Below are 12,845 nucleotides of genomic sequence, written 5' to 3'. Positions count from 1 at the left end.
CTCTTTTTTTGTATAATAGAAAATAGAAAGGAAGTTATTCTATGAAAAAATTACTCGCAGTGCTCCTTTGTATTTTTGTATTAGCAGGTTGTACATCAGCATTAGAAACAGAAAAAATACCAGTGGCAGCAGGTCATGAAATGCGTGTGCATTTTTTTGATGTAGGACAGGGCGATTCAATTTTAATTGAGTCACCGAATGGTAAAACGATGCTCGTTGATGGAGGTGTGAAAGGGGCTGGGCAACAGGTCGTTTCACATATAAATGAACTTGGTATAGATAAGCTTGATGTAGTTGTCGCGACACATCCTGATGCCGATCATATTGGTGGTTTAATCCCTGTATTGAATTCGATTCCTATTGAACAGTTTTATGATTCTGGGAAAGTACATACATCACAAACATTTGAAGAAATGCTTTCGCTTATTGATACGAATAATATTCCGTATAACGTGCCAAATACAGGTGATAGTATTGCTTTAGATGATGAACTTGAAGTAAAGGTGCTGAATGCGAAAGAAAATGCTTCAGACAATAATGATGCATCGATTGTGTTAAAAGTTACCTATGGAAATATTTCTTTTTTATTAACGGGTGATGCAGGTGTAGCTTTAGAAAAAGAGATGCTACAACAAAATGTGAAGGCGACGGTTTTAAAGGCAGGCCATCATGGTTCCAATACAAGTAGCTCTCAAAGCTTTATACAGGCAGTGCAACCAGAAGTAACCATTTTGAGTTATGGTAAGGACAATAAATACGGACACCCACATGCTGAAGTTGTAGAGCGTTTACAGGCGATTGGCAGTAAAATTTATGCAACAGCCGAAGCTGGTACAGTTACCGTTTCAACAGATGGGGTAAGCTATAATGTAAGTGCAAAAGAGTGGTCTGGAGCGATTGCCGAAAAGCCAAAAATGAAACAAGATGTTGAAATTATTAGCAAGGATTTAATAGGGGAAATAGTTGCTATAAAAAATAACGGTCAAGAAACGGTTTCGTTAAAAGATTGGCAACTTGTATCAATAGAAGGTAATCAAGTTTTTAATTTTCCAAATGTATCGTTACAGCCTGGCAAAACGATTTATGTTACAAGCGGTACGACAGCGCGTGAAGGGCAAAATTATTTAAAGTGGACAACAAGACAGATTTGGCTGAATGACGGGGATAGTGCACAATTACTTAATGCGAAAGGGGAAGTTGTAAGTGAACTCGACTAAATACACATTAGACCGCATTGAAGATGGCTATGCAATTTTTTTAAAATATCCAGAGGAAATTGAGCAACTAATTCTACCTATCAATACTATTGACCAATCGTTACAAGCTGGTGATCGCGTCTTAATTAAAGAAATCGATAACACCTACCAAATCGACATAATAAAAGAAGAAACAGAGCAAAAAAAAGCCGAAGTACAAAGTTTGATGGACAAATTACGCCGAAAAAATTAAGTGCCAGTCACTGAAACAATTCTGAATTGTTTCAGTGACTGGCACCAAGTAAAAATCCACGAAGACTCCTGCGGCTTACACCGCTCCCATGGAAAAACTAACAAATTTTATAATTTGTTAGTTTTTCTGTATTCTGCTCTTAATCTAGTTCATTTTCTGCTAAATTGTTCATTTGATTTAACCAGTTATCGCGTAATTCAATAAATTGCTCATCGTTATAAATATCTCGAATAAGATTTTCAGGAAGCTTTACATAACACTCAGCGCCGATATCATATAAAACATTATTTTTATTATACAAAACAACATAAATTAAAAAATCCTTTACATTCCCTGTTGTGATAACACATTCTTCTAAATCAAAAGCACAACACATTATTTTGATATCTTCCGTACCACCTCGTGCAAAAACATAATCCATTTCATATGCATCTTTCTTTGAATTGTATGTACTTACCAGATAGGCAATCATTTCTTTAGCTGCGTTAATTATAGCCGTATTTAAATACTCAGTATCTAGCGGTGAACCGTGTTTATTTATTTCACTCTGAACTTTCAATGATTTTTTCTCACCAATTGAAAAACGCTGAATCGCAAGTTCTGATTTTGTAACATCAGTTATGCGAAAATCAGCGTTTCCGTCAATAATATCTTCTTCTACTTTATCCAAAAAGCGTTTTGTTTTTCGAAACCACTCTTTGCTTTTTTGTTTATCACTATCAGAAGTTTTCCTAATATAACGAATAACATTAGTATCTAATAAATAAATTAACATGTGAATATTACGCCTCCGATTCGCCTTCGAGATCCGATATTCTCACTTCTGTCGCTTCTTTTAGTGATTTTATAAGTTCTAGAGATTGTGATTGTCGGTCTCTTAGAGCAGTGATAAATTCATTCCAATATGGAGCTGTAGTAATTTTTTCATCGACACTAATTGTCCATTTCCCACTACCTTCAAAAGTTTGTTGTGCGCTAAGTTTACCGTTGGCACAGTGTCGTCTAATCATTTGTGGACTGACACCGAGAATCTTAGCAGCATCGCTAACACCAATTTTTTTAGGAATAGGAATTACTTTCATTATCTCCACGTCCTCTTTTGGCTGAACTTTGATTTCAATTTTAATTTTCTTCCCGCGACGAACATATTCTATTATTTTTTCTTCAATAATATCAGTTACTTCTTTGATGTAGCTTATTTCGCCTTTTTCGTGAATTTGATAATCATCTACATCGACTGTTATCGTTTGTTCCATTTCTTGTATGGTAATCATAGTATACGCACCTCCGTTTACTTGTATTCTTCTTGAATATATCATAATTTATTTTGAAAAGGAAACAAAGGAAACCACTTCTTGCTAGCGTGTAATGGCTCTATAATTAACAATTTTCACCCAATTCACTAACTGTAAACATTAAAAAATCAGGACATTTAAATCACTTCCTAGTAATTAGCGATACTTTTAAAAGCAGGAACTATGCACAAAAACTATGCTAACTATTTTGAAAATATGCTAAAATAAGCGATATGAATGCTTTTTGTTCAAGTAGAAAGAAGCTAGGAGCTGACATAATGTCAATAAGTACAATTATTTTTGATTTGGATGATACGTTGTTATGGGACAAAAAATCTGTTAAAACAGCATTTGAAAAAACATGTGAATATGCTGCAACAATACATACGGTAGATTCAGCTGAATTAGAGGAAGCTGTGCGCAAAGAAGCACGTGCACTTTATGAGAGCTATGAAACATATGACTATACGGTGTTAATCGGTATTAACCCATTCGAAGGACTTTGGGGAACATTCGATGATCCAACTGATTCTTTCCAAAAGATGAAAGAAATTGTACCTGGATACCGCTCAGAAGCATGGACAAAGGGCTTAGCGGCACTTGGAATTGACGATGCAAAGTTTGGAGCCGAACTAGGAGAACGCTTTGTAGCAGAACGCAAAGTGTCACCACTTTTATATGAAGATACGTTTACTGTTTTAGATGAGCTGAAAGGTAAATATCAACTTATATTATTAACAAATGGTGCACCAAGCTTACAAAATTTAAAATTAGAAATTACTCCGGAAATTGCGCCGTATTTTGACCATATTATTATTTCTGGGGATTTTGGAAAAGGGAAGCCAGATGCTTCTATCTTTGAGCATGTGATGGAAAAGGCGGGCATTACTGCCGACGAGGCAATTATGGTTGGCGATAACTTAAACACAGATATTTTAGGTTCATCTAGAGTTGGCATGCGTAATGTTTGGATTAACCGTGAAAACAATGTTCCAACAGGAGTTGTCACACCAACATATGAGGTAGATTCATTAACAGCTTTTTTAAAACTTGTGAAAGAGCTTTAAGATATATTTCTATATAGAAAATTAATAGCGCTTTAAAGATGAAGTACTGATATTTAATTTATTAGTACTTTCGGACTATAGGTAAAATCGAAGTTTTTCGAATTTATCTATAGTCCCTTTTTTATTTAAAACTAATATAGGTGATGACTACTGCCGTTGATTTCCGCTACGGGCGGGCGCTTTCCGCGGGCACACCGTAAGCCGCAACCCTCGCTAACGCGCGGTCTGTTGCGTCTTACGTTTTGCGCTGTTCCCGCAGGAGTCGCCCGCCCTCCACTCCAATCAACTAGTGTCAACACGCTCTTTCGAAGGTAAAAGGAAAATACAGTACGATTATCGCACTTATGAATATATATGATAGTCGTCTGCTTTAATCATTAAATAAATTTAGAGGTCTACTGCTGTTGATTTCCGCTACGGGCGGTAGCTTTCCGCGGGCACATCGTAAGCCGCAACCCTCGCTAACGCGCGGTCTGTTGCGTCTTAAGTACTGTGCGTTCTGAGCAGGAGTCGCCCACCCTCCACTCCAATCAACTAGTGTCAACACGCTTTTTCGAAGGAAAAAGTGAAAATACAGTACAATTATCGCACTTAAGATTATATAGGATAGTCGTCTGCTTTAATCATTAAATAAATTTAGAGGTCTACTACCGTTAATTTCCGCTACGGGCGGGCGCTTTCCGCGGGCACATCGTAAGCCGCAACCCTCGCTAACGCGCGGTCTGTTGCGTCTTACGTTCTGTGCGTTCTGAGCAGGAGTCGCCCACCCTCCACTCCAATCAACTTTATATGTATTGCTAGCAGTTTACTATAATTGCTTCTTGGACATGGCACACAGCTTTATAGAGAGGGGATGCTTGAAGCGTATAACAAGACGAAAGTAAGAACCCATTTTTTACAATAAAAATAACAAAAGGAATTAAGAATGGAAATCTTAATCCTTTCTGTCGACAAGCTGGAAGTACTGATATTTAATTTATCAGTACTTTTTTTCATGAACATTATATATTTTCGCGTCTAGTAATTTAAATTGTCTGAAAACTAAAAATATACTATGATTGATAGTAAATTAAACACTTTAAAATCTTATGATTATTTGCCATTACTATAATTTCTATGTACTCTTATTTGCTTTATTTAGAGAAAGCGCTTCCTTTATTTACTTAAGAAAAAATGCTTGTAGCAGTAAGGAAGATAGGAACACAGTTAGTAACATGTTGGGGAAATTAGCATGTTTATGGGGGTGCATATTAATGAAAGCAAATCGTTTAGTGTTTGAAAATGCTATAGATATTAATCCACGTTCAGGCATTATTAAGTTTAATGGCAATCGTATGATTTTAAAATCCGCAGAAGCGCTTGGTTTTTTTAGGCGCGATATTATTCAAACATTGAATATGGAGCGTGCGAAAGGTTTTTTATTACGATATGGTTGGGCATGCGGGTATAGTGCTGGTGGATCTATTGAAAAAATGTACAATTGGAAAGAATTAAAGGAGTTAATTAGAGCCGGTGCAGCAATTCATACTTTAGAGGGTGTTGTAAGCGTACAGATTGATGTTTTGGAAATAAGTGATGATAAATTTGAAATGGAAGGCAAGTGGTTCCATTCTTATGAAGCGGAGGAACATGTCCGCCATTTTGGTTTTAGCGATGAAAGTGTATGTTGGACATTAATCGGCTATGTAGCAGGCTTTCTTGCAAAAACCTATCCTAAAGAGATTGTCGTTTTTGAAGAAAAGTGTCGTGGGAAATGCGATGATTATTGTAAATTTGTTGTTCGCACAAAGGAGCATGCTACAGCAGAACAGTTGGAGATATTACGATATTTTCAAGATACATCTTTAGCAGATGAATTGGATGCAACCTTTAATGAGTTAAAAGGGCTCAATAAGTCTATCGTACATTCAGACAGTATCCATAAGAAGATGACTCATGCAATGCTGGAAGGATATACATTAAATCAGCTGTTACATCTTTTAAGTGATGCGTTACAATGCAGTGTAACAGTTGAACGTAGATACTTAATGAAGCCAATTGGTTACTATTTTATGCATGACAGTGATGAGCAGCTTTATATAGAGGCTAGTCGTAAGAAAAAAGAATTTCGACATGAATATGAGATTATGACGATGAAAAAACAATTGGGAATATTAGTGATATTAAGCCACCATGAATTAACGCGTGAACAGGAGATGATTATTGAACGTGCTGTAACGGTTTTTTCTATTTATTTATATACACAAATACAAATTGCCCAATCTCAGTGGAAGAAAAAATCTGACTTTTTAGATGAAGTTATGAGCCACCAATCTTCCACGGAGGAGCTTATTAAAAAAGCGCGAAATATATTTTATTTTGATCCGAGTAAGAATAATCGTGTCATTGTCATAACAACAGAACAAGAAGACCTAGAAATAGTGCACAGCTTTTTAGTGACGGAATATTTAAATGTAGAGTGCTTTATTAAAAATCAAGAAGTACTGCTAATTCTCGAAGATTGTGAGAAAGATGTTAAGTATATGTCAAACTTCCTTACTGTCTTATCGAAAAGACTAAAGGAGAGATTCAAACAAGCAACATTCCAAATTGGAGTAGGAAAAAATGCTGAAAAATTAGAAGAAATCGGAAATAGCTATAACGATGCAAAATTAATATGCCATTTTCTACATTGTGCAGTACCCCAACAAACACAATCTGCAATTTATGAAAATTTTCAGCACATCATGTTATTTTTAAAAACAACAAATCCAAAGGAGCTATTGCAGTTTTATAAAGAGGTACTTGGTCAGTTATTAACATATGATGAGCAAAATAATGCAACACTTGTCCATACGTTAGAAGTTTTTTTAGACCATAGTGGCAACGTAAATCAAACTGCAAAGGCTTTGAATTTATCGATTCCTGGTTTTCGTTATCGTATGGAAAAGATTGAATCATTATTACAAGAAGATATGCGTACAGGAGATGGACGTTTTCGATGTCATTTAGCTTTAAAAATTTATTATGCACTTAAAACGCTAGAACATAAAAAATAGAAAAACCAGCGATTTCGCTGGTTTTTTCTATTTTGTGCGCAAATTCCTTTCAAATTTTAAAGAAAAAATAGAGAATACTATACTTTTTATTAATTATCTAAAAATTCAAAAAGTATTAAATTAAAATAGACATGTCAAACAAGAAAAAATATTTGTAGGAGGGAAGGGAATGGTTGTTCAGCAAAGCACGAAGCCATTGACAGGGCAGGAATATTTAGAAAGTTTAAAAGATAGTCGAGAAATTTGGTTACATGGTGAACGTGTAAAGGATGTCACGATACATCCAGCTTTTCGAAATTCAGCACGATCGATATCACGTTTATATGATGCCATGCATGACCCGCAATACAAAGATATTTTAACTTGTGAAACGGATACGGGTAGCGGGGGATATACACATAAATACTTCCGTGCAGCACGGAGCGCAGATGATTTAATACAAGGACGAGATGCTATCGTTGCTTGGGCACGTCTTACGTACGGACAAATGGGACGTACACCAGACTATAAAGCCTCATTCCTTGCCACACTTGGTGGGAATCCTGAATACTATTCACCTTTTCAAGAAAATGCAAAGCGTTGGTACAAAGAATCGCAAGAACGCAATTGGTTTTTCAATCATGCCATTGTGAATCCTCCGGTAGATCGTCATAAAGATGTCCATGAAGTAGGTGATGTTTTTATTCAAGTAGAACGTGAAACGGATAAGGGCCTAATCGTTAGCGGCTCAAAAATGGTAGCTACAGGTTCAGCTATTACGAACTACAATTTTGTAGGAACGTATGGTTTACCTATTAAAGATAAAAAGTTTGCTGTTGTCTTTATTGCACCTATGGACGCTCCTGGAGTGAAGTTAATTAGCCGTGCGTCGTATGAAATGACATCGGCCATTATGGGAAGTCCATTCGATTATCCACTAAGTAGTCGCTTCGATGAAAATGATGCAGTACTTGTTTTCGAACAAGCACTCATACCATGGGAAAATATTTTAATTTATGAAGATATGCAAAAGACGACTTCGTTCTTTGTAGAAAGCGGTTTCATTAATCGTTTTACGTTCCAAGGTGTCACACGCTTAGCCGTGAAATTAGATTTTATTATAGGTGTATTACTAAAGGCATTAAAAACAGCAGGTACTGATCAGTTCCGTGGTGTTCAGGTGCATATAGGTGAAATTATGGCTTGGCGTCATATGTTCTGGTCATTAAGTGATGCGATGGCGCTAAACCCAGAGAAAAAAGAGAATGGCATCGTCATTCCAAATTTAAATGGCGGATTAGCGTATCGCGTATTTTTACAGGAAGGCTGGCCGAAGATTAAAGGTATTATTCAACAAATTGTAGCAGGGAATTTGATTGTTCAGCCTTCTAGTGCAAGAGATTTTTTAAATGAAGAATTCCGCCCTACATTAGATAAGCTTTATCGTGGTTCAAACGGTATTGAGGCACTTGAAAAAATTAAAACAATCAAGTTATTGTGGGATGCAATTGGAACAGAATTTGGTGGCCGTAGCGAGTTATATGAACGTAATTATGCTGGAAATCATGAAGACATTCGCTTACAAACGTTGTTTGGTGCACAAGGAAGCGGTAAAACAGATGAGTTTATAGCTTTTGCAGAGCAGTGCATGGCAGATTACGATTTAACAGGCTGGACAGATCCAACATGGGTAAATCCAGATGATGTAAATTATTTTGCAAATAAATAAAAACATTAAGGGGGAATGATGAATGTCAAATTTTGATGTAGCACAATTAGCGCACGTGGAGCTTTTTACACCGAAACCAGAGGAATCTTTAAAATTTTTTACAGATTATATGGGTTTACAAATTACAGCGCGTGAAGGGCAATCAGTATATTTAAGAGGATACGAGGATTTTTATCATCACACATTAAAGCTTACAGAAGGCAAAGAAGCGGGTCTTGGACATTCCGCATGGCGGGCAAGTTCACCTGAGGCGTTAGAACGCCGCGTCGCATCTTTAGAAAAAAGTGGCTACGGGAAAGGCTGGATTGATGGAGATTTAGGTCATGGTCGTGCTTATCAATTTGTTACACCGGATGGACATAACCAAGAAATATTATGGGAAGTGGATTATTTCCAGCCAGCAGAAGATCAAAAAACATTATTAAAAAGCCGTCCACAAAAACGTCCGTTAATGGGTGTTCCTGCACGACGTTTAGACCATATCAACTTAATGTGTAGAGATGTTGCAAAAAATCGTGAGTTTATGTCTGAGCATTTAGGCTTTAAGTTACGAGAACAAATTATATTGAACAATAATGAAGAAATTGGTGCATGGATGAGCGTTAGCCCGTTAGTACATGAAGTAGCATTAATGAACGACCAAACAGGCAATAGTGGACGCTTCCATCATATTGCGTTTTGGTATGGTTATCCTCAGCACCTAATGGATACAGCAGATATTTTTGTAGAAAACGGAATTCAAATAGAAGCAGGACCAGGTAAACATGGGGTGAGTCAAGCTTATTTCATGTATGTAATGGAGCCAGGCGGAAACCGAGTTGAATTATTCGGAGATTCAGGTTATCTCATTTTTGATCCTGACTGGAAGCCGATAACTTGGCGTGAGAATGAGTTAGATGAAGCGATTATTTGGTACGGCTCTCCTCTGCCTAATGAGTATTTTTTATATGGTACTCCGGATCGTGCAGTAAAAGTTCCTGTGAAATAGATTACGAGTAACGTCTTTTAATAAAGTAAGCGTGTCTAAACTGCTGTCTTAAATGCTTTTTCCTAGAATTTGAGACAGCACTATATGATGAGGAGGTTATGTAATGGAGGATCGTCTGTTTAGAAATGCATTGGGGAAATTTGCAACAGGTGTGACGGTAATTACAACAAATGTAAATGGTACTATTCATGGCATGACAGCGAATGCGTTCATGTCTGTTTCACTTGATCCAAAATTAGTTGTAATTTCTATAGGTGAGAAGGCTTCAATGCTTGAGCATATCAAGCAAAGTGGGACTTTTATTGTCAATATTTTATCGGCACAACAACAAGAATTGTCTATGTTATTTGCCGGCCAAATCAAAGAAAAACGCAATGTGAATTTCAGCCATTTACAGGGCGCACCGACAATTGATGGTGCGATTGCGCAAATAAGCTGTGAAGTAGCAAGCACATACATTGAAGGTGACCATACGTTATTTATTGGCAGCGTAAAGAACATTCAATTAGAAGAAGGAGAGCCATTACTATTCTTTAATGGAAGATATGGCACACTCGCAGCGGAAACAACAATGCAGGTCTAGGAGGTTGGCGATGGATACACAACTGTATGCAAAGAAATTATTAGTAGCTGAGGAAACAAAGCAACCTATTGCGCCATTAACATCCACTGTGCCAGACATAACTGTAGATGACGCTTATACAATCCAATTACTTCAAATTGCTTCAAAGCAACAGCAGGGAAAGCGAATAATTGGTAAAAAAATTGGTTTAACAAGTAAGGCGATGCAGCAACAATTTCAAGTAACAGAGCCAGACTACGGTCATATTTTATCAGATATGGTAGAGGTGGACGGTGCAACAATATTACTCAATCATTTTATACAGCCAAAATTGGAATTTGAAATTGCGTTTGTTCTGAAGAAAGATTTGTATGGACCAACTATTACTGTGAATGATGTCATCGAGGCGACAGATTATATAGTACCAGCCCTAGAGGTTATTGATAGTCGTATCATCGATTGGAAAATTAACTTTGAAGATACGGTAGCAGATAACGGTTCCTCCGCTATGGTCATTATTGGGGGAACACCAACGAAATTGACGCAGGTGGATTTACCTCATATAGGTATGAATGTTTACCGTAATGGTGAGCTTTTTGATAGTGCGGCTGCGGCGGCTGTAATGGGAAATCCACTGCGTGCAGTAGCTTGGCTTGCCAATAAGCTTAGCAAATATCATATCGGGCTGCAGGCTGGTGAAATCGTTTTGGCAGGCGCATTAACATCGGCAGTAACGATAGAAGGTGGAGATACGTTTAGAGCTGAGTTCGCTCACCTTGGGGCTGTGTCTGCTACGTTTAGAAGGAAGGAGGAAAAGTAAAGATGGTCAAATTGAAAGTCGCAATTTTAGGCTCCGGTAATATTGGTACAGATTTAATGTATAAAATTGAGCGAAGTGCGTATTTAACCATGAGTGTCATGGTTGGAATAGATTCCACATCGGAGGGCATTCAACGGGCAAAGGATCGTGGTTATCATACAATCACAAATGGGATTTCGGGCTTAGTTGCATGTCCTGAGCTTTTTGATATTGTGTTCGACGCGACAACTGCCAATGCGCATACGTTGCATAGTGAGCAGGTGCTCGCTCTTGGCAAAAAGATAGTCGATTTGACGCCAGCAGCTATCGGGCCATTTGTTGTGCCTTGTGCAAACTTAGAAAAATATATGGACGTTGACAATGTCAATATGGTGACTTGCGGGGGGCAAGCAACGATTCCAATTGTCTATGCGATTAACGAAGTGGTGGATGTCACTTATGCAGAAATTGTTGCAACAGTTGCAAGTAAAAGTGCAGGACCGGGCACACGGGCTAATATTGATGAATTTACACGGACAACAGCAAGGGCAATAGAAGAAGTAGGCGGAGCAAAAAAAGGCAAGGCTATTATTATTTTAAATCCTGCGGAGCCACCAATGATGATGCGCGACACCGTACATGTATTAGTAAATGAAGTAGGCAAGGAAGAAGAGATTACAAAAGCGATTGAAGATATTGTGCGCGCTGTACAACAATATGTACCTGGTTATCGTATGACAAGTGCGCCAATTTTTGACGGTAAACAAATTTCGATTTTTATAGAAGTTGAGGGGGCGGGGGATTTCTTCCCACCGTATTCAGGGAATCTTGATATTATGACGGCGGCAGCTGTTCAAGTTGGTAATCATATGGCTAAGCAGCAACATGAAACAGTTAAGTCGAACTAATGGAGGTGAGCATGATGACAAAACAACTAACAGTGTTAGATGTTACATTGCGGGATGGCAGTCATTCTATGCGGCATGCATTTACAGAGCAGCAAGTAAGAGACGTAGCTAGAGGTTTAGGGGAAGCAAAAGTGAAGTACTTTGAGGTTTCCCATGGCGATGGATTAGGTGGCTCTTCTTTGCAATATGGCTTTTCAAAAGTGGATGAACTGAAGCTAATTGAAGCAGCAAAAGAAGAATGTGGCGATGCTGCGATTTCAGTATTAATATTACCTGGCATTGGGCTAAAGGAAGATTTAAAAAATGCAGTGAAGGCGGGCGCTAAAATGGCGCGTGTTGCAACTCATGTAACCGAGGCAAATGTTGCTGGTCAACATATTTATTTAAGTCGAGAGTTAGGATTGAAAACAGTCGGCTTTTTAATGATGGCACATATGGCTCCAACTTCAGTAATTGTAGAGCAGGCGAAATTATTTGAGAGCTATGGGGCTGAAATTATTTATGTAACGGACTCAGCAGGTGCTATGCTACCCCATGAAGTGAAGGAGCGGGTAGCTGCGCTAAAATCTCATGTTTCTTGTGAAATTGGCTTTCATGCGCATAATAATTTATCACTAGCTATGGCAAATACGATGGCTGCCGTTGAAGCAGGTGCTACGTATGTGGATGGTAGTTTACGCTGTTTGGGAGCAGGTAGTGGCAATACTCAAACTGAAGTAATGGTGGCAGTTTTTAATCGGCTAGGTTATGAAACTGGCATTGATTTATATAGAACAATAGATGTTGCGAATGAAGTAGTAGCGCCATTTATGCCACGGTCACAGGAAATAACAGGGTCTAGCTTAATGATGGGCTATGCAGGTGTCTATTCAAGCTTTTTATTATTTACTCAGGAAGCTGCGAAAAAATATAACGTAGATGAGCGTGAAATTTTAGTGGAGCTTGGCAAAATGAAAGCCGTTGGTGGTCAAGAGGATTTAATAGCAGAAATAGCTCGTAATTTAGCAAATGCTAAGCAGACAGTTTAAGTA

At 37.9% G+C, this 12,845-nt stretch carries 12 protein-coding genes; 10 read left to right on the top strand and 2 right to left on the bottom strand.

Going from position 1 to position 12,845, the window contains the following annotated elements; genetic code table 11:
* Window positions 1-41 precede the first annotated feature (41 nt).
* Both ACQKNX_RS20740 and ACQKNX_RS20735 read left to right on the top strand, forming a co-directional pair.
* The gene (locus tag ACQKNX_RS20740) at window positions 42-1,217 is read left to right on the top strand and encodes an MBL fold metallo-hydrolase (protein ID WP_427430491.1); all 1,176 of its coding nucleotides are present in this window, start codon (window positions 42-44) and stop codon (window positions 1,215-1,217) included.
* Entirely contained in the window at window positions 1,204-1,449 is a 246-nt protein-coding gene (locus tag ACQKNX_RS20735; protein ID WP_427430490.1) for a DUF3006 domain-containing protein, read from the top strand. The genes ACQKNX_RS20740 and ACQKNX_RS20735 overlap by 14 nt, the downstream gene beginning before the upstream one ends.
* Before the next feature lie 139 nt (window positions 1,450-1,588).
* Here the strand turns inward: ACQKNX_RS20735 and ACQKNX_RS20730 are convergent, their stop codons facing one another.
* On the bottom strand, window positions 1,589-2,224 hold the full coding sequence (locus ACQKNX_RS20730) for a hypothetical protein (protein WP_427430489.1): 636 nt from the start codon (window positions 2,222-2,224) through the stop codon (window positions 1,589-1,591).
* 7 nt (window positions 2,225-2,231) lie between these two features.
* Window positions 2,232-2,723 carry a helix-turn-helix domain-containing protein gene (locus ACQKNX_RS20725; RefSeq protein ID WP_427430488.1) on the bottom strand — a complete coding sequence of 164 codons (492 nt, stop codon included), beginning with the start codon at window positions 2,721-2,723 and terminating at the stop codon, window positions 2,232-2,234.
* Window positions 2,724-3,022: 299 nt separating this feature from the next.
* On the opposite strand from ACQKNX_RS20725, the gene ACQKNX_RS20720 reads away from it, so the two are divergent.
* The 8 genes from ACQKNX_RS20720 (at window position 3,023) to dmpG (ending at window position 12,842) form a co-directional block, all read left to right on the top strand.
* Window positions 3,023-3,811, top strand: a complete 789-nt coding sequence (locus ACQKNX_RS20720; RefSeq protein ID WP_340822427.1) for an HAD family hydrolase — start codon at window positions 3,023-3,025, stop codon at window positions 3,809-3,811.
* A gap of 1,253 nt (window positions 3,812-5,064) precedes the next feature.
* Entirely contained in the window at window positions 5,065-6,849 is a 1,785-nt protein-coding gene (locus ACQKNX_RS20715; RefSeq protein WP_427430487.1) for a XylR N-terminal domain-containing protein, read from the top strand.
* 169 nt (window positions 6,850-7,018) lie between these two features.
* Window positions 7,019-8,557, top strand: a complete 1,539-nt coding sequence (locus tag ACQKNX_RS20710; RefSeq protein ID WP_427430486.1) for a 4-hydroxyphenylacetate 3-hydroxylase N-terminal domain-containing protein — start codon at window positions 7,019-7,021, stop codon at window positions 8,555-8,557.
* Window positions 8,558-8,579: 22 nt separating this feature from the next.
* Window positions 8,580-9,545 carry a catechol 2,3-dioxygenase gene (locus ACQKNX_RS20705; protein ID WP_340822431.1) on the top strand — a complete coding sequence of 322 codons (966 nt, stop codon included), beginning with the start codon at window positions 8,580-8,582 and terminating at the stop codon, window positions 9,543-9,545.
* Between the two features lie 103 nt (window positions 9,546-9,648).
* A complete protein-coding gene (locus tag ACQKNX_RS20700; RefSeq protein ID WP_427430485.1) occupies window positions 9,649-10,128 on the top strand; it encodes a flavin reductase family protein in 480 nt (159 codons plus the stop codon).
* 10 nt (window positions 10,129-10,138) lie between these two features.
* Entirely contained in the window at window positions 10,139-10,927 is a 789-nt protein-coding gene (locus ACQKNX_RS20695) for a 2-keto-4-pentenoate hydratase (protein ID WP_427430483.1), read from the top strand.
* Window positions 10,928-10,929: 2 nt separating this feature from the next.
* Window positions 10,930-11,814, top strand: a complete 885-nt coding sequence (locus ACQKNX_RS20690) for an acetaldehyde dehydrogenase (acetylating) (RefSeq protein ID WP_427430482.1) — start codon at window positions 10,930-10,932, stop codon at window positions 11,812-11,814.
* A gap of 14 nt (window positions 11,815-11,828) precedes the next feature.
* Window positions 11,829-12,842 (top strand): 4-hydroxy-2-oxovalerate aldolase, encoded by a 1,014-nt coding sequence (gene dmpG / locus ACQKNX_RS20685; protein WP_427430522.1) that lies wholly within the window; start codon window positions 11,829-11,831, stop codon window positions 12,840-12,842.
* Window positions 12,843-12,845 lie beyond the last annotated feature (3 nt).

This window comes from Lysinibacillus sp. NPDC093712, assembly GCF_050280025.1.
Taxonomy (GTDB): domain Bacteria; phylum Bacillota; class Bacilli; order Bacillales_A; family Planococcaceae; genus Lysinibacillus.
The sequence above is the reverse complement of the archived record's forward strand: the minus strand, read 5'-3'. Positions and strand labels throughout refer to the sequence as shown.